The sequence below is a fragment of the Caballeronia sp. DA-9 genome (assembly GCF_051615025.1).
In the GTDB taxonomy this organism is placed as follows: domain Bacteria; phylum Pseudomonadota; class Gammaproteobacteria; order Burkholderiales; family Burkholderiaceae; genus Caballeronia; species Caballeronia sordidicola.
Genome location: NZ_CP195131.1, coordinates 348,370 through 375,359, shown reverse-complemented (window position 1 = coordinate 375,359; position 26,990 = coordinate 348,370). Strand labels below are relative to the sequence as shown.

At 58.5% G+C, this 26,990-nt stretch carries 17 protein-coding genes; 6 read left to right on the top strand and 11 right to left on the bottom strand.

Annotated elements, in window-relative coordinates:
- The first annotated feature begins 41 nt into the window (after window positions 1-41).
- On the top strand, window positions 42-3,218 hold the full coding sequence (locus ACRWA7_RS01660) for an EAL domain-containing protein (protein WP_438390784.1): 3,177 nt from the start codon (window positions 42-44) through the stop codon (window positions 3,216-3,218).
- Between the two features lie 78 nt (window positions 3,219-3,296).
- Entirely contained in the window at window positions 3,297-4,886 is a 1,590-nt protein-coding gene (locus ACRWA7_RS01655; RefSeq protein ID WP_438390783.1) for a hypothetical protein, read from the top strand.
- A gap of 45 nt (window positions 4,887-4,931) precedes the next feature.
- Here ACRWA7_RS01655 and ACRWA7_RS01650 read toward each other — a convergent pair whose 3' ends face one another.
- Window positions 4,932-6,308 (bottom strand): undecaprenyl-phosphate glucose phosphotransferase, encoded by a 1,377-nt coding sequence (locus ACRWA7_RS01650; RefSeq protein ID WP_438390782.1) that lies wholly within the window; start codon window positions 6,306-6,308, stop codon window positions 4,932-4,934.
- A gap of 31 nt (window positions 6,309-6,339) precedes the next feature.
- A complete protein-coding gene (locus tag ACRWA7_RS01645) occupies window positions 6,340-7,854 on the bottom strand; it encodes a mannose-1-phosphate guanylyltransferase/mannose-6-phosphate isomerase (protein ID WP_082850513.1) in 1,515 nt (504 codons plus the stop codon).
- A gap of 1,185 nt (window positions 7,855-9,039) precedes the next feature.
- Here ACRWA7_RS01645 and ACRWA7_RS01640 point away from each other — a divergent pair.
- Window positions 9,040-10,248, top strand: a complete 1,209-nt coding sequence (locus ACRWA7_RS01640; protein WP_060856424.1) for an O-antigen ligase family protein — start codon at window positions 9,040-9,042, stop codon at window positions 10,246-10,248.
- 140 nt (window positions 10,249-10,388) lie between these two features.
- Window positions 10,389-10,943 carry a phosphatase PAP2 family protein gene (locus ACRWA7_RS01635; RefSeq protein ID WP_438390781.1) on the top strand — a complete coding sequence of 185 codons (555 nt, stop codon included), beginning with the start codon at window positions 10,389-10,391 and terminating at the stop codon, window positions 10,941-10,943.
- Window positions 10,944-10,977: 34 nt separating this feature from the next.
- Here ACRWA7_RS01635 and ACRWA7_RS01630 read toward each other — a convergent pair whose 3' ends face one another.
- From ACRWA7_RS01630 to ACRWA7_RS01595, 8 genes are all read right to left on the bottom strand, one after another.
- Window positions 10,978-12,165, bottom strand: a complete 1,188-nt coding sequence (locus ACRWA7_RS01630) for a glycosyltransferase family 4 protein (RefSeq protein ID WP_060856426.1) — start codon at window positions 12,163-12,165, stop codon at window positions 10,978-10,980.
- Between the two features lie 147 nt (window positions 12,166-12,312).
- Window positions 12,313-13,623: a lipopolysaccharide biosynthesis protein gene (locus ACRWA7_RS01625; RefSeq protein WP_060856427.1), complete on the bottom strand. Its 1,311-nt coding sequence runs from the start codon at window positions 13,621-13,623 to the stop codon at window positions 12,313-12,315.
- A gap of 21 nt (window positions 13,624-13,644) precedes the next feature.
- A complete protein-coding gene (locus tag ACRWA7_RS01620; protein ID WP_060856428.1) occupies window positions 13,645-14,655 on the bottom strand; it encodes a glycosyltransferase family 2 protein in 1,011 nt (336 codons plus the stop codon).
- Between the two features lie 38 nt (window positions 14,656-14,693).
- Window positions 14,694-16,127 carry a hypothetical protein gene (locus ACRWA7_RS01615; RefSeq protein WP_438390780.1) on the bottom strand — a complete coding sequence of 478 codons (1,434 nt, stop codon included), beginning with the start codon at window positions 16,125-16,127 and terminating at the stop codon, window positions 14,694-14,696.
- 30 nt (window positions 16,128-16,157) lie between these two features.
- Window positions 16,158-17,282 carry a glycosyltransferase family 4 protein gene (locus ACRWA7_RS01610; protein ID WP_438390779.1) on the bottom strand — a complete coding sequence of 375 codons (1,125 nt, stop codon included), beginning with the start codon at window positions 17,280-17,282 and terminating at the stop codon, window positions 16,158-16,160.
- 62 nt (window positions 17,283-17,344) lie between these two features.
- On the bottom strand, window positions 17,345-19,663 hold the full coding sequence (locus ACRWA7_RS01605) for a polysaccharide biosynthesis tyrosine autokinase (protein WP_244164083.1): 2,319 nt from the start codon (window positions 19,661-19,663) through the stop codon (window positions 17,345-17,347).
- Between the two features lie 152 nt (window positions 19,664-19,815).
- Window positions 19,816-19,995, bottom strand: a complete 180-nt coding sequence (locus ACRWA7_RS01600) for a hypothetical protein (RefSeq protein WP_438390778.1) — start codon at window positions 19,993-19,995, stop codon at window positions 19,816-19,818.
- A 130-nt stretch (window positions 19,996-20,125) separates the two neighbouring features.
- Window positions 20,126-20,860: a Crp/Fnr family transcriptional regulator gene (locus ACRWA7_RS01595; protein WP_438391028.1), complete on the bottom strand. Its 735-nt coding sequence runs from the start codon at window positions 20,858-20,860 to the stop codon at window positions 20,126-20,128.
- 920 nt (window positions 20,861-21,780) lie between these two features.
- On the opposite strand from ACRWA7_RS01595, the gene ACRWA7_RS01590 reads away from it, so the two are divergent.
- Entirely contained in the window at window positions 21,781-22,857 is a 1,077-nt protein-coding gene (locus ACRWA7_RS01590) for a helix-turn-helix domain-containing protein (protein ID WP_438390777.1), read from the top strand.
- Window positions 22,858-22,999: 142 nt separating this feature from the next.
- A complete protein-coding gene (locus ACRWA7_RS01585) occupies window positions 23,000-23,875 on the top strand; it encodes an ATP-grasp fold amidoligase family protein (RefSeq protein ID WP_438391027.1) in 876 nt (291 codons plus the stop codon).
- A 521-nt stretch (window positions 23,876-24,396) separates the two neighbouring features.
- On the opposite strand, the gene ACRWA7_RS01580 is transcribed toward ACRWA7_RS01585, so the two are convergent.
- Window positions 24,397-25,983 (bottom strand): hypothetical protein, encoded by a 1,587-nt coding sequence (locus ACRWA7_RS01580; RefSeq protein WP_438390776.1) that lies wholly within the window; start codon window positions 25,981-25,983, stop codon window positions 24,397-24,399.
- Between the last annotated feature and the right edge of the window lie 1,007 nt (window positions 25,984-26,990).

Below are 26,990 nucleotides of genomic sequence, written 5' to 3'. Positions count from 1 at the left end.
CCTCACGTTGCATGATCCATGATCCGACACGGCTGCACACCATGAAGCGGAACCTGTTCTTCCGGATGCTGGCTCGCCTGCGAGTCGGCCGAAAACTCCTGCTTATCTACCTGCTCGACTTGAGCGCGGTCGTTTTCATCAGCGGCATCCTGATTCACGAGAAGTACATCGCCATCGATTTCTCCGACAAGGAGATCGTCGGCAATGCCTACCTTCATACCGTGCGCGACGCGCTGATCGATGTCACCCTGATCGGCGCGGGCAAGCACGTGCCGCCGGCCACGCTGCAACAGGACGCCGAACGTCTCGCGGCCGCCGAGCAGCAATACGGCGCGAACATGCAGAGCGCCGCGCTCAACGACCACGTGCGCGACACGCTGAAAGCGCTTGCCGGAGAGGCTCGGCCCACGTCCGTAGCCGTCACCGACGCCCTCACCGCCTGCCGCGAACTCATTACCCGCGTGGGCAACCAGTCGAACCTCATTCTGGACCCCGACCTCGACAGCTATTACGCGATGTCGCTCTCGGTACTGCGTTATCCCGCGCTGCTCGAATCCATCAATGGCATTGGCGTGCAGTTGCGCGACACGCCCGCAACGCCGCTGAAAGCCGAGCAGATGCGCACGCGCTATCTCGTGCTCGAAGGCCAGCTAGACGCCGTGCTGCAAGGACTCAAATCGGATTTCGCCGAAGCAACCGCCGCCAACCATGGACTGAAAGTATTGCTCGCGCCTTCGGCCGGCAAGATGCTGGAAGCGATCGAGGCCTATCGCGAAGTCGCGCGTGCAACCGTGGACCTTGGGGCATCCGTTGACCCGGCGCTCCTGAAGACCGCTGACGAGGCGCAGCAGGCCGTGGTGGAGAGCGCGCGCGACTCGTGGCGCGAGACAGGCGCGGAACTCACCAGCCTCTTGCGCGCCCGTGTAAGCGGCCTGTTTTCGCGCATGTGGCTGCATCTGGGCACCGCGCTGTTTCTCCTGTGCGGCATTCTGGTGATGGTCTTTTTCGTCGCGCAACAGATCTCGCGGCCGCTGCGCCAGCTCGCACGCGTCATGGACACCGTTCGCCGCACTGGCGACCACTCGTTGCGCGCAAGCTGGCCCAGTCAGGATGAAATCGGCCAACTCGTGATCGGTTTCAACGAGATGCTCGAACAACTCGATCACGAACGCGACATACAAAAGGAACTGGCCGCGACCGCGCGTGCGTCGGAAGCGCAGCACGCACTGGTCGAAGCCACGCCGGTGCCCATGGTCGTGACCGCGATTCCCGGCCACGAGATTCTTCACGCCAACAAGCCCGCGCTTTTCTGGCTGAATCACGGGGGCACCGACCCGTGGGCGCGGGGACTGGATTCCGCAGTACGCGCGCGCTTTTTCCAGCAATTGTCCGATCGCGGCGCTGTCGACCAGTTCGAAGTCCGCTGGCGCGCAACCGATGAACCTACATGGGCCATGCTGTCGGCGCGTCGGCTGGTCTTTCAGGGACAGGACGCGGTCCTCACGGCCTTCACGCCGATCGACCAGATCAAGCTCATGGAGCAGCGCCTGGAGCTGTGGGCGAAGGTATTCGAGGCGTCGTCGGAAGCCATTCTTATCCTCGACGCCGACTACCGGCTGCTCACGGCGAATCCCTCGTTTTATCGCGCGACAGGCTACGGCGCCGACGATGTACTGCGCAAACAGCCCGATTTCATTTCAATTGGCCTGGCAAGCGTGAATGAAGTATCGAGCGTCGCCGCGGCGGTCGGCCGCGCAAGCAACTGGCATGGCGAGGCGCAGGTCCGCCGCCCGCATGGCGGTGAATATCCGGCGTGGCTGATCGTGAGCGCCGTGCGCGACAAACGCGGCAACGTCTCGCATTACATCTGCACGCTGATCGACGTCACCGAGCGCAAGCGCAGCGAAGCACGCATCCAGTTTCTCGCCGAACACGACGTGCTTACCGAACTGCCGAACCGCGCGCTTTTCTCAAAGCGGCTCGATAACGAACTGCACAAGTCCGAGCGCAGCGGCGATTGCGCGGCGGTGCTGTTTATCGATCTTGACCGCTTCAAGAACATCAACGATTCGCTCGGCCATCATGTTGGCGACGGCTTGCTGCGCTCCGTGTCACGCCGGCTGCTGGCCGCGGTCCGCTCCGGCGACATAGTCAGCCGGCTGGGCGGCGACGAGTTCACCGTTGCGCTCAGCGGCGTATGCAGCACGGCGGAAGCCGCGCAGATCATCGACGAAAGGCTCATTCCGCTTTTGCGCGAGCCCCATCAGATCGGCGGACTGACGCTGCAGGTGTCGAGCAGTATCGGCGTGGCGATGTACCCCGCCGACGGACACGACATCAGCACGCTCATGCAGAACGCCGACGCCGCCATGTATCAAGCCAAGGCCGACGGCCGCAATCTCGTGCGGTTCTTCTCGCCCGACATGGCAGAGCGCACGCGGCTGCGCCTGTCGATCGAGACGTGCCTGCGCTCGGCTATCGAGCTTCATGAATTGCGGCTCGCGTTCCAGCCTTGTCTCGACGCGCAGACCGGCGCGCTTGCAGGTGTAGAAGGATTGCTGCGATGGACCAGTCCCGAGCTTGGACTGGTTGAGCCGGCGCAGTTCATTCACATTGCCGAGGAAACGGGATTGATCATCCCCATTGGCGCGTGGGTGATTGGCGAAGCGTGCCGCCAGATCGCGCAATGGCGCGACGAAGAATCGATGAACGTGAAAGTGTCGATCAATCTCTCGGCCATCCAGTTACGCGATACCAACGTGGTCGAAACCGTGCGTCACGCGCTCGCTGCGCACCGCGTGGACCCCGGGCTGCTCGAACTGGAGATCACGGAAACGGTGCTGATGGACAGCGCTGAAAACTATCTCGACGCCATTACCGGGCTCCGCGCGCTGGGCGTAAAACTCTCGCTCGACGACTTCGGCACGGGCTATTCGAGCCTGAGCTATCTGAATCGTTTCCCGCTTGACCGGATCAAGATAGACCGTGCGTTCGTGCATGACATGCTCGATACCGCTGGCGACCTCGCGGTGATCAAATCGATCATAGAACTGGGTCATGAGCTTGGATTGAAGGTCGTGGCGGAAGGTGTGGAGACCGAACGCGAGGCGCAGATCCTGCGCGGCATAGGCTGCGACGAACTCCAGGGATTCCTGTTTGCGCAACCCATGGCGCCGTCGCTCCTTTCGGCATGGGCCAACGAACAGGCGCTTGCCTGACGCATCCTTCTGCGCTTGACGATTTTAAAAAGGCACTACGTCGACCGTCTTACACGTGAAAACGAACACGGAGACGTCATGCCCAATCGATATCCCATCATCTACATTCGCGGTTACGCCATGACCGTGTCGGAACGAAACGATACGGCCGCGGACCCTTTCTGCGGCTTCAACGTAGGGTCCACGCTATACCGCGCCACAGGCTCGACGGACAGGCATCCCGCGAAATTCGTGTTCGAGTCGCCACTTGTCAGGCTTGCGTCTGAGTATCAATACCAGCATGTCTATCAGGACGGATACGACATCATGGACCCCGACTGGTCGCCGCCGCGTGACGACGCGGGGAATACGATCCCCGGAATCCCGGCTTCATCGATCATCATCTACCGCTATTACGACGACGGCTCGGCGCTGCTGGGCGACGGCAAGTCCCGAAAGGTCGAGGTCTATGCCCAAGGCCTGAACGACCTGCTACTGAGGGTGAAGGCGCTTGTGCTGCAGCATCGGCCGGCCGACGGCAGCCCGCCCATGACGGACAAGGACTTCAAGTATTACCTTGTCGCCCACTCCATGGGCGGCCTCGTGGCGCGCGCGTTCCTGCACAACACAAGCAGCGGGTTCCAAGAGATGCGCGAAGCCGCGGACAAGTTCTTTACCTTCGCCACGCCGCACAACGGCATTGACGTCCTCGGCATCAACGTCCCGTCATGGCTGACCCTTGAACAGCAGAACACGTTCAACCGCGCGGAGATGACGACCTACCTGAACCTGCAGCAGATATCGCCCCAGTTCAACGGCCGCGTCGACCTTATTCCGCAAAGCGCCATGCCTTCGGACCGGATCTTTTGCATGGTCGGGACGAATCGCGGCGACTACGAGGTGTTGCAAGGCGTTGTCCGCGCGTTTGTTGGCGACGGCAGCGACGGACTCGTGCGCGTCGACAATGCATCCCTTTGGGGTGTCGACGACAACATGGCAACGAAGCAAGTCGCAACCAACTATGCATTTCGTTCGCACTCCGGATATTTTGGCATTGTCAATTCGGAGGAGGCTTACCAGAATCTGGTGAGGTTCTTGTTCGGCGACGTCCGTGTCGATATCTGGGCCGACATAGACAGTGTCACCCTGCCGGATGCGCTCGTGTCACAGGCGTCCGATGTCACCGCGCTGTATCAGTTCGAAATCTGCGCGTCGCCAAAAGGCAAGCGCTGGTTCCTCACGCGGCGAAAGTCCGTGGAAGACTCGCCCGCCGTTCGGTCGCATGCGCAATTGACCGGCCCCAACGCGAACGCAAAAAAGGTCTATCTGGGAAGCGTATTTCTTGCAAAGAAGTCGCGGGTTGACCGTAGTTCGTCAACACTTTCGTACGCGATGATCTTCGCCGCCAAGGTCCCCGACTATGAAATCAACAAGCGCTTCTGGCCCGACGGACATTTCGAAGGTGCGGACCTGTTTCAGGGGAACGCAATCGTGCGAGTCACGCCGCCGCCCGCCGGTGCGCCCGCCGGTCCGTGGACGGTCGAGTATGGCTGGGCCAACAGCACGACCCAGACAACCGCAATCGACTTCACGCAGGGAACGCCGCCGGATATTACTATTCCGTTCGCCAGCGTCGGCACGCCAGGAATCAAAGGCGCGCTGCGCATGGTAGTCCGGCCCTGGTCCTGAAGAGAAAGAGGGACCGCCGCGCGGCCCCTCTTTCAAGCATGTCCGTCAATAAGCGTTCGAGTGGCGCAGGCCCTTGAACACCGTTGCCGCGATGATCTTCATGTCGAGGCCGAAAGACCAGTTCCCGAGGTAATACAGATCGTGCGCCACGCGTCCTTCCATCTTTTCGATGCGATCCGTTTCGCCGCGAAAGCCGTTGACCTGAGCCCAGCCTGTGATGCCCGGCTTGATCCGGTAGCGATGGATATAACCCGACACGACTTTCTGATAGAGATCGTCGTGCTCGAGCGCATGCGGCCGCGGTCCCACCACCGACATGTCGCCGCGCAGCACGTTGAAGAACTGCGGCAGCTCATCCAGGCTCGTGCGCCGCAGGAAAGCACCGACGCGCGTAATGCGCGGATCGCCGCGCGTGGCCTGCTCCAGAACACCTTCTTTCTGCACATGCTGGCGCATGGAGCGGAACTTGTAGATGTTGAAGACCTGGCCATCGGCGCCCTTGCGGCGTTGCGTGAAGAACACCGGACCGGGCGAACTGAGCTTCACGGCGATAGCGCACGCAATCATGATCGGCGACACAGCGAGCAAAGCCCCCGCTGCGAAGATCCGGTCGAAGATTTCCTTTTGCATCAGCGCATTCGGCGGCAGCGGCGAGGCAGCAAGGTTGATCGTCGGCACACCTAGAAGACTCGTCACGCTGCCTTCGAATAACGAAAGCGCGCGCACGTCGGGCATGAAACGGATGTTGACGAGGTCGTTGCGAAACTCATCGACAAGCTTCAGTATCGTGCGCTCTTCGGTGAGCGGCAACGCGAGCCAGACCTCCGCCACGTTCTGCGTGCGGACATAATTGGCGAACGCTTCGTGGTCTTCGAACACCGGCACGCGGGTGTTCGTCTTCGTGGCTGCCTGCACGTTGTATGCGGCCGTTGCGCGAAACCCGGCGGCCGGTGCCGTATCGATCTTCCGAATGATCGCATCGCAATGATCGCCAATACCGGCGACCGCGACCTGCGACAGGTTCAACCCGGCATGGCGAACCCGTCCCAGCACGGTATGCGTCACCATGCGCCCCGCGATCATTGCGGCACCCGCTATCTCGGTCCAGTAAGCGAACCAGAGCCGCGAGACAAAGTCGATGCGATGCAGCGAGAACATCAGGGCCATTGCACACACCTGCACGATCAGCCAGCTCAGTGCGACCTGTCCGGCAAGCGCGCTCTTCGAGCGCCCCCGCCATGACTCGTACACGCCAAACGCCGGAAACACGGCAAGCGAAAACGCGGCGGCGAAAGCCACGAATGCCAGATAGAAACTACGTTGCGAGACGTCGTCGAAACGAATCTGCGACGCGACGAGCGCACCGCCGACGATCATCGAAACGTCGAACAGCCTCGCCAGTAGCTTGCTTATTCCGCGCATGTTCTTCTCCCCGAACGAATCTGTTTCTGGCTTAACTACGGCCATACTTGTCGTCAAATCTGACGATGTCGTCTTCGCCAAGGTAAGTGCCCGATTGCACTTCAATGATTTCGAGCGGCACGCGGCCCGGGTTTTCAAGCCGGTGCTTCACGCCCAGCGGGATATAGACCGATTCGTTTTCGCTCAGGAGAATTTCTTCTTCGCCACGCGTTACGAGCGCGGTTCCGCTCACTACGACCCAATGCTCGGCGCGATGATGATGCATCTGCAGCGACAGGCGCGCGCCCGGATTCACCACGATGCGTTTGACCTGAAAACGCGGACCATTGTCGATGGAATCGTAGAAGCCCCACGGACGGCGCACCTTCCTGTGCATGTCGGCTTCCGGCGACTTCGCCAGCTTGATGCGCGACACAAGGCCTTTGATGTCCTGCACGCGCGAGCGATCAGCCACGAGCACGGCGTCGTCGGTTTCGACCACGATCAGGTTGTTGGTGCCCACGCATGCCACCAGCCTGCCGCCTTCCGAACGCGCATAACTTGCAGTCGCACCTTCGAACAGCACGCGGCCGCTTCCCACGTTGCCGTCTTCGTCCTTCTCCATCGCGTCGCACACGGCGTCCCACGAACCGAGATCGGACCAGCCCGCTTCGAGCGGCACGACCACGCCCTTGAACGGCGAGCCCGGCTTGCCAAGATGCTCCATCACGGCATAGTCGATGGAGTCCGACGGCGACGTGGCGAACGCGCTTGCGTTGGGGCGGAAGTATTCGTCGGAACGGGTTGCCTGCTTGAACGACGCCGCGCATGCGGCATGCATTTCCGGCTGAAGCTGTTCGAGTGCCGCGAGCCACACCGACGCACGCACGATGAAGATGCCGCTGTTCCACCAGTAGTTGCCCGATGCAACATATTGCCCGGCAAGCTCGGCGGCGGGCTTCTCGACAAAGCGCTCGATCATGTGCGCACCGTGATCGAGCGGCGCGCCAAGGCGGATGTAACCGAAGCCGGTGTCAGGGCGTGTTGGCGGAATGCCGAGCGTTGCGATCTCGCCCGCTTGCGCGTGACGTGCGGCAATATCGATAGCGCTGTGAAGCGCTGCAAGGTCCGCTATGGCGTGATCCGCCGGCATTGCGACGAGGATTGCATCCTCGCCGTCGGCACACGCCGCCAGCGCGGCAAGCGTAAGCGCTGGCGCTGTGTCGCGGCGTGCGGGCTCAACAACGATTCGCGCCGTCACGCCAATGGAACGAACCTGCTCGGCGGTCGCAAACCGGTGATCCTCGCCACACACGATAACCGGATCGGCCGCGACTTCCCAACCTGCCGGGAAGCCTTTCATACGCGTCACGGTGGCTTGCAACAACGACTCGTCGCCAACTACGCCAATCAGTTGCTTCGGAAAATGTTCACGCGACACAGGCCACAAACGCGTGCCCGAACCGCCCGCAAGAATCACTTGTATGAGACGGCGGCAATCCATTGCCGTGCCTTCGACAACCGTTGCGCCAGCGGCATCGTCGATACCCAACTTCAGCTTGTCCATTTTCAGATTCCTCGTGCTTGAGCCCGTTGATGGGCGTTTCTCTGCGTGCCAACTATTTCGGCGCGATGAAAATGCGTAAATAATTTCCGCGTGATCCGCGAATTCGCTGCGGTGCGGAGACTTGCCGTCGCGCATTGGAAAATGCGAATCGGCAGGTCATGCGTCTCCTGGCTTGATCAAGTTGGATCGTGCCGTTGTTGTCGACTGGACGCGCTCGCTCTAATGTCTAAAGGAGCGCGAAAGGTACGCGAACCAGCACCTGACAATGCGCCGGCTGCGCCCGAATTTTTGGCAGCGCGGATTGACCAACCAAGGCCGCGCTTAAGGTTTAAAGAAGGAGCGCGAGGCCGGGCGTCATTCCCAAGTCCATTCGCTCGCTCAGACTTTCCTGACAGTTGACCAAGACGTTGCTCGAAGACTGCGATGCAAAACGGCTAGCTGGCAGCCCCTGGCGTTGCGCAATAAAGCCCTGCAGAGAAGAAGAAAACCGGGACGACTGAGTTTGCAAAACAGGACAGAGTAGAACGTAAAGGTTGGCGGGACCAGACATCAACCATCCTCTCGCATCGGCTAGCCTAAGAAAACAGCGTTTGAAAAAGCGTGCTCGATGAACAGGATCATATGCAGACTAAATGGCATTAGGGTTTTCCTGGCGCAAAGCGATGAGATTTTGGCGCGGGATCCATGGTCTTGCTTAGCGCATCTTCAAGCCTGTTTTTGCCAGGCAGCGCGAACACGTCAGCATTGCTGATAATGTGACAGGGTGTTAATGGAATACTCTCTGATTTACCTGTCGAATATTACGTTTAGTAGCATTATATAAAGTCGAAACAGCAAAGTTTCTATTTTCACCACGCGAATCTATTGCTAAAAATCGCCGGACTGAAAACCGCGAGCAATGCGTGCGTATATCATTCGCGCAGGCGACAATCGCTCTCCTTCGCCAAAACATCTGTTTAATACGCCGCCGCGCGCCGATGAATCGAACGTATGCGCGCCTGGCGTCTCAAACAGAGTCCGCCAAGACCCCACGTTTAAATTGATCTGCCCCACACGGCACCTGGCACCAGTAAAATTCAGCACGAGCGCACGACTTGCATCGCGTGTTCTTCACATCGCTTGACGACCTTGGCTTGAACGGCCGTCAATGAACGGCCGTGCGCCGTCTACACAAAGGGACCCGCAATGGCTTACATAACGCTGCTGGCGTTATTTCTTACCGTCACCAACCTCGTGCCAATCAGCGCGGTGGGGTTGCTGCCCATATTCCTGTGCGGCTGGCGCTTTTTTGGCAGGAGCTATCCGCGGTTCATGACGCCGCTGCTCGCGTTCACGGCGCTCGCCGTGATCTCGACAATGCTGTACGACCCAGGCTCTCTCGTCACATTCGAGTTCTACCGGCGGGATGGCAACTTCTTTATTTCCTATGCACCCATCCTCGCGGGCTGCCTGTATGTTCATCGCTGGGATCTGAACAAGGTCTTGCGCACGTTCTACACGTTCGCGATAGTGCTGAATATTCCGCTCTACCTGTACTACATCGCGCAAAGCGGCCTGCTGGGCATTTTCACAAACCCGGACCTGAGCTTTGGCAGTTACTTCATTGCTCGCAATGCGGCGGGGGGATTCCTTGCCATGTTGTTTTGCCTTGGCCTCGCCTGCTACCTGCAACAACGCAGCAAGCTGCTTCTGGCAATGCTTGGGTTCAACCTGCTGATGCTGTTTTCCACATATAGCCGGGGGTCGTTGCTGGGCGCCGTGGCGGTTCTGCCGTATCTGTTTTTCGGGCGCAAGCGCTGGTGTCTCGCCACGCTTATGGTGGGCCTTCTGGCCGGTTCGATTGCCATGGCGATCCATAACACCGATCCCACGGTCAATTACATGGGCTACACATTCACTATCGCAAATGCCGACGCCAAGGTCGCGAACCTCAACATCCGCTATGAATGGCTGTGGCCACGCGCCCTCAAGTATTTCGAGCAGAGCCCGATCATCGGCCTGGGTTTTGGTTCGTTCGACGACCAGATTCACACCGTGACCTCGTACTTCGGACTGTTCGGCATTCCGTCGGGAATCACAGTCGAACATAGTGATTCACATGCTCACAACTCGTATCTGAATTTCCTCGCGGAAACTGGCATAGTCGGGCTTACGCTCATGCTGGCGTTCTACTGGCGACTCATCCAATGGGCCAAGGACGGCGCTGCGGCTTCGGCCATTGCTGCGCGAGGCGTGAATTTCACCGGCTTCAGATTCGTCGAGTTGTCGGCTATTTGTTTGCTCGTCATGGCCGCGACGGAGCACCGGCTGGTGTCGCCGTCGAACGTGCTGATCCTTTCGCTCGTGGTGTCGTTGCTGCTGGCCTGGCGTCCGCCAGCACGATATTCAATGTAATTGCGCACTATCCGGTTGCCGGCCGTCTCCACTGTAAAAGACGGCCGGAAGCAGCTACCTTTGCTTCGGCTTGACGCCGGCAAATACAAGGACGATTTGATTTTATGTGGCCTGTGTTCACTAACATCGGCGATGCCGCCATGACGCTGCCCGCTGCATTCATCTGTGCAGTGTGGATCGCGAAGTCGGACATGCGGCTGGCCTTTCGCTGGGCGCTGGCGCTCGCACTCGGCATGGCGCTGGTTGGCGTAACCAAGATACTGTACGCGGGTTGGGACGTCTCGTTTCCCGCTGCGGATTTTCGCGTCATCAGCGGACACGCAATGCTGTCAACGTCCGTATGGACCGTGACCTTCGCCTTGCTGCTAAGAAGCTGGCGTCTGCCGCCCGTTCTTGGCATTGTCGCGGGCTTGCTGCTCGGCGTATTCACCGGACTCGCGCGAGTTCATGACCAATCGCATTCGTTATCGGAAGTCGTGATCGGCTGGGCGCTCGGCGCGGTGGTGGCGACAGTGGTCTTGCGAAGCGCGTGGCGCATGCAAACGCAGCGCTTTAGTCCCGTCGGCGCGACGGCAATCCTGTTGTTCGTCTCAATGTTGACCTACGGACATACGGCGCCTTTCGAACGCCTGATCGATGCTCACTCGGCCGGACTTCATAATCGCTTTGCAGCCAACATCGCGCGGTTTTTCTGATCGCGCGACTTGACCAACAAGCGCGAACGCCGGTCTATCCGTAGTCCGCCAGCGAATGTTCTTCGACCGGCTCGATGTCTTTTACCGGATAGAGGAACGGCACGTCGGGACGGGCACGCGGCAGCTTCGCATCGATAAAATCCACGAGCTTCGCCTTGAAGTTCTCCGCCGAGAATTGCTCCGCATTCCTTCTGCATTGCCGCGGATCGAACAGACTCGCATGGGTTTCGAACTGGCTGACGGCGGCCAACAGGGACTCCGTTGTCTGTTCACGGAAGAACACGCCGGTTGGCCGCTCCCGCGGAAGACCAATGACGGATTCAAGCGCCCCGCCCTTGCCGAATGCAATGACCGGCGTGCCGCACGCTTGCGCCTCGACAATCGAAATACCAAAGTCTTCTTCCGCGGCAAACACAAACGCACGTGCACGGCGCAAGTGGTCGAGCAGGACTTCGAACGACTGATAGCCGAGGATCGTGACATTCTCCCCCGCGATGGCCCGAATGCGTTTCATCTCGGGACCGTCGCCAATCACGACCAGCTTGCGCTCGGGCGTCTGCGAGAACGCTTTCACGATCAAGTCGATGCGCTTATAAGGCACCATGCGGGACGCTGTCACGTAGAAGTCGTCTTTCTCCGTGCACAAGGTCATGCCCTTGAAATCGACAGGTGGATAAAGCACCGTTGCATCACGCTGATAAGCCTTCTTGATGCGTCGTGCAATGAACTGCGAGTTCGCCAGGAGATAGTCCACGCCATTGGCCGAACGCGCGTCCCAACCGCGAATGTAATGCAGCAGCACGCGCGCCATCACCGACTTCATGCCATTGGCCAAGCCTGATTCGCGCAAGTACTGATGCTGCAAATCCCATGCATAGCGAATGGGCGAATGCACATAGCTGACATGCATCTGGTCCGGACCGGTCAGCACCCCTTTGGCCACGGCGTGCGAACTCGAAATAACGAGGTCGTAGCCGGACAGGTCGAGTTGCTCGATGGCAAGCGGCATCAGCGGCAGATATCCGCGATACCGCTTTTTGGCAAATGGCAGCTTCTGGATAAACGATGTCTTGACCGTCTTGCCTCTCAGGCAGGCGCGGTCCTCCAGGAAATCGACAAGCGCAAAAACATCGGCTTGCGGATAGCATTCAATGATGTGCTGGAGCACTTTTTCAGCGCCACCCGACACCACCAGCCAGTCGTGAACAATAGCAACTTTCACTTCTACCTCCTGTACGTTTAAGGCCGCAAGCGCCTCTGGATGCGCCGTTGTTTCCGGGTCATGCAAAGCGTGACGAAGAAGGCGCCCTGTGGAGCTTTACGCCGGGCGCAAACCGAAACGCGACGACGACGGATTCGAACCTGTGACTCATTCCTTGCCGCTGACCTGCGTGCGCGGACCAAAGGCGGTTCGGAACGCTGAAAGCGCGCGGGCCGAACCCGGCAGCAGCGCCGTCATGTCCGAACGAACCATCAGGCCCATGAGCATTGCGGAAAGCGTGGCTTCTCCAATCACGCGCGCAAACGCCATACCGATAGCGCCGTAATGCGGTGCGAGAAACAGCGCGGCCGCAAGGTTGGCAAGTCCGGAAGCCAATCCTGCGATTGCAAGCAGGTGATCCTTCTTGCGCGGCACGAATACATAGAACGCGACGAACTGGTTGAAGGCCGCGAAAGGAAACATGACTGCGAGACACTGCAGCACGTGCGCGCTGGGAGTGAACGCCGCGCCGAGGATCAAGGGCAGGATGAAAGGCGACAAGGTGAGCGCGCCGCACATTGCAAGCAGCCCGTATCCCATCAGCAGGGTTGCGCCACGGCGGCTGGTGATGCGAGCGCCGTCGTTGTCGCCTTGTGAGAGTTGCCGCGAGATGGTCGGAATAAAGACTTGCGCGGCGGGACCCATCAGGCTCAGGCCGATCGTGGCGAAGCGTTCGGCCGCGCCGAAGTAACCGACCTGGGGCGGCGTGGACAGCAGCGTAAGCAAATAGGTCGACGAAGCCGTCAGCACCGCTGAACCCGTGGAGTAGCAAAACAACATGGTCGAGCCGCGAATGAGCGGCACAATGCCGTTGAGCCGGAACCTCGGCAACCCGATATGCGCAAACGTCAAGGCATACGAGATTGCTGCGGAGATCGCGCCGGCGATCAGCAGACTTGCAACAACCCAAACCGAATCCGCGGGACCTCTCACTATTGAGAGAATCAGCACGAGGCTCAGCGCAAAGCCGACAACCTCGAGAATGATCGGTGTACGAAAGCGCTGGCGTCCCTGGAACAGCCAGCCCAAATTAAGCGCGGACACTATGCCAAGCGCCGTTGCCAGCAGTCCCATCGCGGGACGCTCGGACAGGGTTGGAGAACACAGCGTGGCGACCACGCCAATGACAATGCCTATTGCACATGTGAAGACGCGCGCGCTCGAATGCAGCGAGAAGACGTCATTGTGGTGACTTGCTTCATGCGACTTTGCAACATCGCGCATGCCGACAATCGTGAATCCGTAGCTCGAAAGCATCCAGATCACATTCATGAGCGACATGGCCGCCAGCACGCGGCCATATTCGGTTACGCCGAGCACCCGTCCATAAAAGGGGATGACCACAATGAGGTACAGATACCTCATCACGTATCCGCCGTAGACAAACACTAGAATCTTGGCGTTTTCTTTCTTGTCCATTCCGCTCTCTCTTAAGCTGCGTTAGCGTGCAGCCACGCGACGGCGGGCCAGCGGGTTCGCGATATATCGCACCGCGTAGTCCGACAAAGGCGCATACGGTAAAAGGCAGAGGCTCGACAACACCAGCGTGCCAACTTTTTTCTTGACGCCCCAAAACGGGTTCGCGACGATCGAATGCAGGTAGCTGTGGGACTCGCGCGTCATCCAATGCCAGCGCGCAGCTAACGGTGCGTGGTATACGCCCGAACAGAAATGCGCCTTCTCGTGAGAGAAGTCATGAAAGGAGCTCGGCAATTCCACATCAAGACGCGAGCGCGCGATTTCCTTGAGCGTCATCCAGCGCATGTTGAGTGCCTTGGGCGCCTTGGTCAGGCTTTCAGAATTTGCGAACGACACGCTAGGCGCGCTCGTGTTATGCACGCGGTAAGCGCCTAATGATCTGGAAATCGTCGCGACCGGTCCAAGCAACGCCACGCCATAGATGGCATAGAAGTCCGCGCCATAGCGGTTGACGCTCGATTGCGGAACGGGAAATATCTTGCGCAGCGCGCTGACCCGATAAGCATTGCCCGACGCCGGCGGCGACGGATACAACCAGCCGCGCCTAAGCAAGCTGCCGCAGTCCGCAGGCGGCTCCGAGTGCGGCACGTGCGTACCCGTGAGCTCCCCTTCGGAACCGATCACATCCAGGCGGAATTGCACCTTCGTGTACTCGCCCTCATTGAAAGCGCGCACAACTTCCGACACCGCCGACGGATAGAGCAGGTCGTCGGAATCGAGCAGGATGGCGTAGTCGGTATCGATGATTTCGACCGCGCAGTTATAAGCGGAGACCTGACCGCCGTTCTCCTTGAACACCGCCTCGACGCGCGATCCATAACTTTCGATGAGCGCGCGCGATCCATCGGTCGAGCCGTCGTCGATGACCACCACGCGTGTTGCCGGATAGTCCTGGCCCAGCGCCGACCCGATCGCCTGTGCAAGAAAGCGCTCGTAGTTGTAATTGCAGATGACAACGGTCACTTGTTTCATGATGCCTCTGTACGGGCTATTTATTTCGATGGGCAAAGTCATGCTGCCTGTCTCGAACTGACGACGATATACGCCAGATGTACCGGCACTTCCGGCGGCTTCCTTGGTGCTCCATTGACGTTTGCGGGAACCTTGAAACGGATATTCAGAGCGCCGCCGTCCCAGTCGAGGGCGACGTCGCTTGCAGGTGCGGCTTGCCCAGTCAGGGCATCGATAAACCTTACGTCCGGCTGGCGCGCCACCGGCGCCTTGAGCCCCGGCACCGACACCGTGCGCCAACCCGCCGGCGCGGCCACCTGAAAGACGAGGTCCTTGTCTGAATACAGCGCGCCGCCGGCAACATCCGGGCCAAACTTCAGCGGCACGGGTACAGGCGCAAGCGCACCCGGCACGATCCGGTTCAACACAACCAATGCCCGCCCCGAGACCGTGTATTTCCGTGGGTTTCCGCGTTGCGTCAGACGGAAAGCCTCGACGCCATCCCAGTGAAAGACCATCGATACGTACTTGTCCGGGTCATCCCAGTTTCGGTCGAGCGCCCATACCGCGAAGTCAAAGAAGTACCGCGCCAGATAGTGCGGGTCTTCCATGTAGCGGTCGCCGATCTCGGTCTGCCAGATTCCGCGCGCGGGGCCGTTTCGCACGTATCGCTCGTATAAAGGATCGAGCTCCGCAACTTTCATGTAATGAATGTCTAGATAATCGACCCAGTCGATCATGCGTGCATTGACTACGGGGCTCCTGTATTCAAGCCACTTGATGTAGGTATCTACACCGCCCTGATCCGGCCAGCCGCCATACACGATGTAGCAGCGGTACTTGCGTATGATCCGCGCCGCGGGAATATGAATACGCTCGACGTAGTCCTGCATGGCGCGGTCATACACGCCATCCTTCCCGCCCGCTGCCGGACCATGCCAGAACGTCGCCTGTTGCAGACCGCCCGACAAGCGCCCCGCCGCCTCGTTCCAGATCTGGAAATAGCGCACGTTGTAAGGCGGTGCCGAATACTTCCGGACCACCGCATCGACGTACTGCGTCCACGCGTTGACATCGACCGGTGCGGATTTGGAATCGTCTGCAACCGTGGCGTTCCACCCCGGCGTATAAGCGAGCAGCAACAGCGAGCGAAAGCCGTTGCGGTTGTTGCTGAGCAGCACCGGCGGCAGGTTGCTGTCGTAACTCGGACCGGTTCTGTCGATGCGCATTGCATCGCGGGGCGAATCGGGCTGACCCGGACCCGCTACATCGCGCCCCCAGGAGATGCCCATCTGATGCCACATGGCGATGTCCGCCGGCGCGCCCGCCCAGCCATTGCTTCCGATCAACTGCGTCATGCGGCGCGTGCCGGTATCGCCCGAACGGGGAACAGCAACGGCCGTCGCAGCCACCGCGTGGAAGGGCACGCTCGCCAGCGCCGCGAGCGTCTGCAACGCACGTCGCCTTGCATGGCTGTGGCGCTGCTTAAACATGGGCCCACTCCGGAGACGGACTCATTGGGCTTAGCCTGCGGACGTACGCGGCGAGAGGTTGAACGGACGCCGGTTAGCTTCGTCCTGCAGGATCGCAAGCAAGTCACGCGCCGCGCGATCCCAGCGGAATTCGCGCGCGTGCAGCAAGCCAATCTCGCGATAATGCTGGCGCAACTGGCTGTCGCTCATCATGAGCGACACCTTCTGCGCAATGTCGTCGGCGGAGGTTGCATCGCAATACATGACCGCTTGCCCGCAGGCTTCGGGAATCGACGCATGCGTGGACGCAATCACCGGACAACCGCAATACATGGCCTCGAGCGGCGGCAATCCGAATCCTTCGTACAGCGATGGAAAAATCAGGCATGCGGCGCTTTCATAAAGCGCCTTCAATTCGCCGTCGGATACGAAGCCAGCCCATATGATCCGCTGGTCCTCGGCCGCCGCGTCGAGCGCGGCGCTGCTCGCCGCCTTGAACACGCGCGAGTTCTTGCCGCCGGCAATCACGAACTTCAGGTTCGGCAAATGCCCAAGCTGCTTGATGGCTTCGAGCGCGCGCTGAAGGTTCTTGCGCGGGTCGAGGCTGCCCACGATCACGCAATACGAATCCTTCGTTAACCGCAAACGGTCGATGACCGCCGGGTCGGAAGCAATGCGGTCGAGATGATCCGCGCCGGGAGGCAGGACGACCACACGCGACTTGTCGATCTTCATGTGATGACAGATCCGCTCTTGCGAGAAGGTCGAGATGGTCAGGATCAGCGGTTCGAGGCGCGGCAGTATCGAAAACCGCAGCTTGTACCAGAGCAGGAATTTCTTGGAGAACGCTTCGGGCACGTCGAAGACGGCCATGTCGTGAACCATCACGATCTGCCTGCGCTTGAAGAGCGGATTCGTATTGCACAGGTTGACGAGCGTTGTTCTTCTCGATGCGATTGGCAGCGTGATCTGTTCCCAGAGATTCCCGCGGAACCATGGAAAACGCCGCTGGCGCTTGAGCAGCGAGCCAGGGGCCACTGCGTCCTGCGGCACGAACACTTCAAGCTCCTTGCCCGGCGTTCCACGCATCTGCATTGCCCGTGTCAATTCAAAAGCAACACGCTGTACGCCGGTGATTCTTTGCGACGTGAACTTCCCATTGATTGCTATGGCCATTGCACTTTCCCTTGAACGATGTAGCGCGCTCCCGGCGTGGGCGCGCTGATGAAGCAGCGAACTCAGTGAACCGTCTCTACGTCACCGTGGTCGCTCGCATAGTTCGTGGCATAGCCATAGCCGCGGTTGCTTCGGCGAAGCGGTATTCCGTTGAAAACCGCACCCGCGATCCGCCCTTCGGCACGCGCGAGCTTCCTGACCGTATCGGCGATCTCTTCCTCGCTTTGCATGCCCGAGCGCAGCACCAGCAGCGACGAACCCGCTTCGCTGGCAATGATCGAGGCATCGGTCACCGCGAGGAACGGGGGCGTGTCCACGATCACGAGATCGAACTGCTTGCCGAGCCGGTCCAGCAGGTCCCTGAACCCCTGCTGCATGAGCAGGGCTGCCGGGTTGGCCGGACGCGTGCCGCATGAAATGAACGACACACCTTCCACGCCCACGTGGCGCAGCGCATTACGCACCGGCATGCGGTTGGACAGGACTTCCGACAGGCCGCCCCGGTTGCGCTGCTTGAAGAACGACGCAAGGTGGCCACGGCGCATGTCTGCGTCGATGAGAAGAACCCGTGCGCCGGTCTCAGCATGCAGCACCGCGAGATTCGCCGCGACGAAGCTCTTTCCCGCCGATGGCGTGGGACCGGTGACCATCACGATGTTGTTCGGTGCATGAGCGAGATCGCGCGTCAGCGCGGTGCGCACTGCACGCAGCGCCTCGACAGACGGGTCGTGCGGAAAGCGCGCGGCAAGCACCCTGCTGCCAACGCCATCCAGCGTGCCGGCGTCGCTGAAGTCTCCTACCGGCTCAGCACGCGGAAACGGCAGCCCAGGTTTCAGGACAGGTGGCAGCGCCTTCTTGGGCACGCCCGCACTGCTGGGATCGAGCCGCATCTGTTGCTGGCTGAACAGGACCTCGCCGAGGACCGGCACACTCAGACGGCGCTCAACATAGCGAGGGTCCGTCACGCCGATCATCACGTGGCGGCGCATGAAGACGAGGAACACGCCGGTGAGCAATCCGAGCACCACGCCGCCGCCGAGTACCACGGGGCGATTCGGCTTGACCGGACGATGCGGCCGCACGGCGGAGTCGACCACATGCGCGCCGCCCGAGGTACTCGCGCGCCGCACGGTCAGTTGTTCGGCCTTCTGGACCATGCCAAGGTAGATTGTTTCAGCGACCTTCTGCGCGCGGATCAGGTCGACGCTTTCGCGCTCGGAGGTCGGCATGCTGCGAAAACGTCCGTCGAATTCACCCTTTGCCTTGTTCAGTTGGGCGAGTTGCGTATCGATGTTCTGCACCCAGCGGCTAGTCGGCGTGAAGCGCTCCAATAATTGCGTGCGTTGCAATTGAAGCGAAGCGATCTGGCGATCGAAATCGATACCGCCCTGAAGGAACGACTGCGCTTCTGCCGTAGGTTGCATCGAGTTGGATGTCGACCGGTAGCTCTTCAACGCCTCTTCAGCCTTGCGCAAGTCGGCCAGCAGACGCGGGAGTTCTCCATTGATGAACGCGAGCGTCTTTGTGTCGTTGGATTGCCGGCTCGCAATCGCCGTTGCGAGATATTGCTCGGCAAGCGCGTTGGTGACCTCGGTCGCCTTTGCGGGGCTCTTGTCCGTGTATTCGATTTCTATCAGGCCGGAGTCCTTGACCTTGTCGCTGACTTTCACGGTATTGGCGAAGCGCTTGACGGCGTCGAGGTCATTCCAGCGAATCACTTCAAACGACGTACCGGGACGCGCATCCAGTTGCTTCAACACGATCGAGACGCCGTTCGCGCTTGCGGGAACTCCCACCATGCCGCTGACCAGCAGTTCATTCGATGGGCCGCGCAGTTCATACCGGCCGCCATCGAGCGCGATGAGCTTGAGCTTCTCTTCTTCCAGGTTCTGCGGAACATCGAGGCTGCCCACCTGCACACGCTCGCCACCCCAGGCAAAGGACTTGAGCCCGAGCCACGGCTTCGACGGTTCGCCCGGCGTCGCAAATTTTTCCGCGATGTCGCCGAGAAGCGGGAACATGTGCGGCGTGACCGAGACGTCGAACCGGTATTTTTCGATCACGGGCTCAAGCACGGAGCGGCTGCGCATCACGGCCATTTCTTCGCTCGGAGCGGGCGCGGGCGGCGGCAACGTTTCCTGATTCTGCAGCGCGATACCCAACTGGTTCTGCTCTGGCGGGTCCACACGGATGAGCACGTCGGCAGAGTAGATCGGAGGCGCAATGAAGATGTAGGCCACCGCCAACGCGACGACAACAACCGTCGCGACCAGGATCTCCCAGATGTGATCCCGCATCAGGTTGATCATGTCCTTGGCGCTGAGCTGCCCGCGCTCGTGATCTGCGGACGGTGATAGCGAATTTGAAGGGTAGTAATCCACCGGCGTATTCCTTCGATGTTCAATGTATGTCGCGACCGTGCGGCGAGGGTGCCGCTGCCGGATATTGCCGCACGACTTCGCGGCCCGCTGAATGGTGGTGAACGGCTGACGATTTCCAGCGGCCAGCCGGCTTTATCCACAAAAGTAATTGCCTAGGGAAACGCTGAGCGTGTATCCCGATGGCTCTCCCGGAGCGGCTTAGGCGAGTGTCCCAGAACGGTGTCTGAAGTGGCGAGCAGTACCTCGCGATCGGCCACGATCACAGCCGGCGCCTGCACCACGCGCGCATCCGCTCTCGTGATCGACATCCGGATATTTTCGAGACATTTCATAGACCCTTCCACGATATGTACTCCAAAATGTTCAATAACCTGATCGAAATTCGAGAGATATTGCAGCCTGCACAAAGCATTCCCGGCCTTTCGCAACTCGACGCTGGCCGCACGCTAAAACGAGCCACCCTCAAGCAACCATCTCTCTCGCCGGCACGCGCGGTAGCAGCCTGCTGAACTCGCGTGCCACGATGCCGTAGCACACGCACGCTTCGGCTCGCAATGCTTCGCGGTCGCGAACCGTAATGCAGCACCGGCCGGTATGGATCACGCCCGCATCCTGCAGCTTGCTTACCGCCGCGCTTACGCCTTCGCGCCGCACACCGAGCATCTCGGCGATCAATTGATGGCTCACCTGTACTTCGTTTCCCGGCATACGGTCTGTCTCGATCAACAGCCATCGGCACAATTGTTCGTAGACCGAGTGGTACCGGTTGCAGATCACCGTTTGTGCAACCTGTACGAGCAATGCCTGCATGTATAGCAACAACAATCGCCGCAGTTCGTCTGAAGTGGCGAACCGCTGCTGCAGGACCGCTGCTTTCATCCGGTACGCCGTCCCTTCGAACTGCACCTGGACACACATCGGCATCGTCTTTCCGCCAGTCAGAACGGGTACGCCTATCATTCCTTCTGCACCGACCGCGGCAATTTCATTCGACGATCCTTCCACCATGCGGTGGATCAACGACACGACCGCCGTCACGGGAAAGTAGACGTGCTCGATTGCCTGCCCGCTCTCGCACAGCACCTGGCCTTCTCGAAGTTGAACGGCCTCAAGAAGCGGCTGCAGTGCCTGCCATTCATGAACAGGCAACGCGTCAAGCAGATGGTTCGTGTGCCCTTCGTCCTCGGCTCTTAGCATGTAGAGTGCCCTGTTGTTTCCCGTCAACGGTGCGCAGCCCGCAAGCAAGCCGTCCATCGCTGCGCCTGAGAACATGGAGAACTGCTTACTGCCAGCTCACGTTTTCATGCTTTCGCAGGTTCTGCGCCAATGCGACACGTTGCTCATGAAGGCATCGGGATGAATACGTCATACGCGGCGAGCGGCTAAACCCGGATCGCGGACAACAGTTCCGATTGATAAAAACGCAGACCCCGAATCGTCAAAATTACTGCCTGGTTTTCTCGCAGCTCTCGACGTGTATCAGGTTGGATTTATGGACTCGCCGCGGCGCACTGCATGCTGGAGGCTGTTCCAGGCGCCGCAAGCGTGTTTCGAAAAAGCAGCGTTTAACTTCCCGTAATCTTCTGAGGAATGAAAACCCGATTTCCTTTTCATGTTGCGTTGAAGCATAGACCGGGGAAATCGAATGAAATCGGTCAAGGCTTAAAATCAAGAACTATTGGCCGATTATGTTGAACCCTTTACGGGAATCCTAGGGAAAGAAAGAATTGTTGCGATCTGCAATATGTGTAACAGATATTATATCTATCGAAACTTTCCTCTTTTTCTGGTCTTCTACTACATTCTATAGAAGCCGGACACATCATGTCATGCAGGAACGAAATCATCTAAGGCATTGTTCTGTATAGGTTTAAACAAAAGCCTTTGACGCTTTTCCCCTGTCTGTTTCTGTTTTTATATTAATAATATGGACCGGAAATTATTTCCACATATGGTTAATGTTTAAGCAGTTGCCTTTGATCAAGAGTAATTATTTCTTAATCATGCCGACGTATGCGCCATTCATTAGGTCGACTCCGCCAATTCGTCAATTGGTTATTGCGGAGACCTACGCTGTGCTGCACAAAGTCACGCATGCAGCTTTGGAGGATTAAATAGTGGACACTCTGACGGACTTTTATCGGCCTGGCGACCTACATCACCGGGATGAATCCAAAGTTAATAAGCGGCACATCGGACTGCTGGTTTCGAACGAATGCTCCGTGGCGAACGCCGGAGCGATCGGCGAGGCTTTTCGGCTGGCTAACGAGTTCGAACAGGCCGGTGGCGGAGAACCTCCCTATCGTCTGTCAGTACTGTCGGACACGGGCGGCTTCGTCACAAGCTCGTCCAGCATCTCGATCTGGACGCAGAAGCTCGAGACGTATGCATTGATCGATTTCCATGCATTTTTCGTGGCCTGCCGCGACGCAGACACCTCAGGAGGTCCTGACGACCGCCTTCTGTCATGGATGTCACGCCCCACCCACGACGCATCCCTGCGCAGTCAGCCGGGCGCCAACTCCGTCTTTGATCCAAAGAACCTGGCACGATCCCCGGTGCCGATCTTTTGGTTCAAGGACGCACCGGTCGCAGACTGGTCTACCGCTACGACACCCGCGGATATGGCGCTTGCGCAAATTGAACGTGACCTGAGCGCCGACACCGCGCGAAGGATTGCCCGCGTGCTGCAACCTCATGCCATACAGCGCACGAAACCAGACCTCGACGATCTGAACGCGCGCACGACAACAGAGAAGATTCACGAATCAGCCCGCTGGATCAAGGAAAACTACAGCAAGCCGATTTCAGTTGCGCAGGCGGCCGAATCGGCCGCCATGAGCAAACGCAATTATCTTCGGCGCTTCAAGTCTGAGTTCGGAGTAACGCCACTGGAATACCTGATACGGACACGCTTTGAAATCGTGTGCACGTTGCTGATGGATACCGATCTTCCTATCGACAAGATCGCAAGACGGTGTGGCATGGGTGACGGCAACCGGTTAGGACGACTATTCAGACAACGTTTCGGTGTTTCGCCCATGCATTTCCGGACGCGCGGGCAGATCCGGACAGGCGCGCAGTCGATCGATGCGACTGGGGCCAAAGAGCCAATAGTCAATTTCCCTCAGCGGGACGCTGCATCATTGGAACGCAGGCCAGTCGCGTTGAGCGTGGATGGAAAACATGCGTAAAACCAGGACAGGGCAGCTCGGCGAGTGGCATGCCGCTCCGAACCCGGGCAGTTCTTCAGCGCTACCGCTAAAGGAGATTGCCGCTCCGAATTCAGCGGCCTTCAAGGCGGCGGCGGAGCAGCCGCTCAGGAAGCCCGCAGCAATGCAAGCGTCAGCCTCGTTTGGGAGGAAGATCAAGGAAGGCGCGAAGTCGATGTTGCCCGACGTCCTGTTTCTGACTCTGATGCACCGGAAATTCATGGGCCGCTTTCCAAGGCTGCTTCAGCCGGCCACATTCAACGAGAAGATACTGCAACGTAGTCTTGCACCTGATCCGCGCTATGCAGGACTGACCGACAAACTGACCGTTCGCGACTATGTGAAGAACAAGCTCGGCGAGGCGCATCTGGTTCCACTGATAGCGGCGCCGGACAGCTTTACCCCAGCTGTCTTCGATGCCCTGCCGACCTCGTTCGTCATGAAGGCGAATCATGGCAGCAGCTTCGTGGAAGTGGTGCGGGACAAGTCGCAAACATCGTTCGAGAAATTGCAGGCGCTTGCCGAACGATGGCTCGCCACCGATTTTTATCATGTTGGCCGCGAGCGGCATTACCGGAAGATCGAGCGGCGGATCTTCTTTGAAAAACTCCTGCTCGACAAGAATGGCCAGATCCCCGCCGACTACAAATTGCATTGTTTCGGCGGAAACACCGGACGGCCGGTCATGTACATTCTGGTGATCTCGGACCGGTTCGGGAACAACACGCACGGTGACGTGTATGACATTCACTGGAACCACCTCGATATCGCCATCGGCTATTACAAACGTAGCGAAACACCGGCGCCCGCGCCCGAGAATCTCAAGGCGATACTGGATACCGCCGCCGTTCTGGCGGAAGACTTCGACTACGTTCGCGTGGATCTGTACGCACCAGACAACGAGATCTACTTTGGTGAACTGACGTTCACTCCGGGCGCAGGTGTTCTACCGTTTACCCCGGACGGCATCGACTATGAATGGGGACGGCTGCTGGCCTAAGCGAGGGGACGCTCAGCGTTCCGCGCCGGTTATCTTTCGCCAAAAATCTTCCTGAAACACTCCCTGCCTTTCCTGGTCAAAATCCCGCCTAGACTGAGCCACACAGCCGTTATGACCAGCAAGAAAATCATGACGGTCATGCCGAACAACGATTTGGCATCGACGAATTTGATCGGCTTCATCTGCGTGCTCATTGCGTAATGGATAGTGCAAGTGGCCGCGCGCACGAAATGGAATGCAGGAGGTCGCAATTCCGGCGCGATTCACAAGCTGCTACTTTACTGCGGAACATCGGATGATTGGGGTTTGATGCTCTCGCAATCCAGGCCTGGCCCAGAGGCCAGGACAGTCAGATAAAAGCGTGTGAGCCAAAATTAGATGGTATTGCGTCAATATAGTTCGCACATCTATGCAACCGATTGCACACGGCGTCTTGACCATTCATAACGGCAAGAGCCGGGATAGCGCTGCGCTATCCCGGCTCTCGTGGACCTAACGATCACCAACCTTGTGGACTATTTCTATACGTCGGCATGCGACGCCGTAAAGCCGGTGAACGCGGCGTAAGGCGCGCTAAGCGGTGCACCGTTGATCATGATCCCATAGGTGCTGTTCCCGCTATCGAGCACGTAGTACATCACGGACTGAATGTTGTGCGTCTTTCTGGCGTTATAGAAATTGCCCAATTGCGTCGTGATGTAGTTCGCCCGATAAGCCTGGGTTTGCTCAGGGCCTGTGTTCCACTCGGTGATCATGAACGGAACGCCGTAACGCGCCTTGCAGTACGTGGGCAGATCGATGCCAGGCCCTGCGCCGTCCGTGCCGATATTGAAGATGTCGCCATACACTTCGTAGTTGTGCCACGTAGTGATGTCCCAGCGAACCTGCGGATAACCACGGCTTCCGTCGGGTTGCATGCCTTCCCATAACGCATCCGACGCACCCACGTCCGCCACGCAAAAGTTGATGCCACACTTCGCGTTCGGCTGGACCGACTTGACACCGTCGATCATGCCGCGCATCACGCCACGCATGGAAGGCCAGTTGGCATTGTTGAAGTCGACGGCCTTGGTCCCCGCTTCCGTGAAGTTCATGATGGTGGAATTCTGGCGGGTCAGTTCGTTGCCGCATTCGTACATGGTGACGCCGTACTGCTTGAGTGCATTCGCAACCGCCGATGCGACCATGTAACCCTGGTTGTAGGCAACACTCTCGCTGCTCAGAACGTTGCCGTTGGCGTCCGTCATACCCTGATTGATCAGCACCAACAGTGTCATACCAGCCGCCTGAAACGCTGCCGCCAGTTTGGTCACGGCGGCGAGTTGCTGCGGATCATTGGTGCACCCGACTCGGTAGCTCTTGCATCCCATGCTGGTCAGAATCGAGACGATCTGGGCCGGGGTATAGGTGAAGTCCCAGTGGCCGTTCACACCGAAGAAGCTGCCAGCGGTAGCGGCAACAGGGGTGCGCGGATCGGTAGATGCAAGCCAGCCAGCCGCGTCGGTCCACGCATAGAACTGGCCGCTGGTGTTCTTGTGCCACATTATGCCGCCGTACCAGAGAAGCAAGGCTACGTTGTAGTTGATACCAACGACAGCGCCATCCCTGTAGATGACTCCACCGGAGACTGTCCACTTGCGGCCCAGTTTATCGATGAGGACCGAGCCCGAGGGGATGGTTGCGCCATCGGCCGAGATGCCGGCCGTGCGCGGATCAAGACATGCCGACCATCCCGATCCGTTCCACGAATAGAACTGGCCCGCGGTGTTCTCGTGATAAACGGTGCCGCTATACCAGAGCGCCAGGGCAACGTTGTAGTTGACGCCTGCAACCGCACCGTTCCTGTACACCACACCTCCCGAGAGGGTCCAGACATTGCCCGAGTTGTCGATGATCGAAGAAGCGGAAGGCAGGCTCGTGCCGTTGGCGGATGCCGGGCTCGCGGCATTGGCAACTGCGTTTCCAACTGCGGCACCGTTCGTAGCGTTGTTCGCAACAGCACCGGCAGCACTGCCGATCCCGTCGCTCGAACCACCGCCGCAGGCGGTCAGAAGATAGCTACCGCCGAAAGCGGTGAGGCAACCGAGAAATTGACGTCGTTTTATCATGGCGAGTTTGTCCACTGTCGAGAAAAGCCCGACAGAAAATAAGCAGATATTTTTTAGTTTTTGACACACGAAACGCTTTTGGGAGACCAAGCAACCAAGGCGCTTTACTTACTTCGTATGTCTAACTAACCCGAGACTCATTTGACCCATTCCGTGCTCAGTACCGAATGGCGCTCTAAACGATTTGGACAACTTGCGACTTGGGGACACGACTACGAAGGCACACCCTTCCCGGCGGTTGCCGACGCAACCACTCGCCTTCGACGTATATTAGGAAACGCTGACGCGAACCCCGACCCTGTATCGCGGCTGTCAAAGCAGTCGCTTTATCGTCCATCACGCAAACGTTTGACCGAGAATGCCGCTAACTTGAGCGATTCGGCAAAGTCTACCTTCTCACCTGACCACTAGGGTAAATAGTACCCGGAATGTGCGGTAGCACACAAACGAATAAGTAATATTCAGTTAAATAGCGAAATTTTTCCTATGGCTTGTTGCGGCGCAAAAGTATTTGCTCAAGAACCGCAACATAAAATAAGATGATTTCGGAAAAATTTATACTTATCCGACCCTTATCAATGTTTTCGGAATTAACTACTAGGCCGACAAATAAACAAATACGATTTATCCGCCGAATTCGGTAAAAAATTATTCGTATGATGTTTATATCTGTCGGATATTAAACAGACAAATAGCGCGACGCGCGCACTTGGCTTGCGATCCGTTTCCCAAAAGAAACACGCGGGAACAGTTAAGTCTTACCAGATCTGGATAAGGCGTAATCGTTTCGGTAATTTAAACCGATTTTCCGAACTACTCATAGCGAATTAATTTCCGAATTCACTGTTACTCCGCCACCTTCACCTTGCGCTGCTTTTACATCCCGCTTTCCGTCAATTCGCTGCTTTCCAATTCAATTTTTGTCCTCTTTTTATTGAATTCCCAGCCTCGTTATCCGATCGATACCGCATTCGGCGGTCCATGAGCGCGAGCAATTGCTCGTGCAT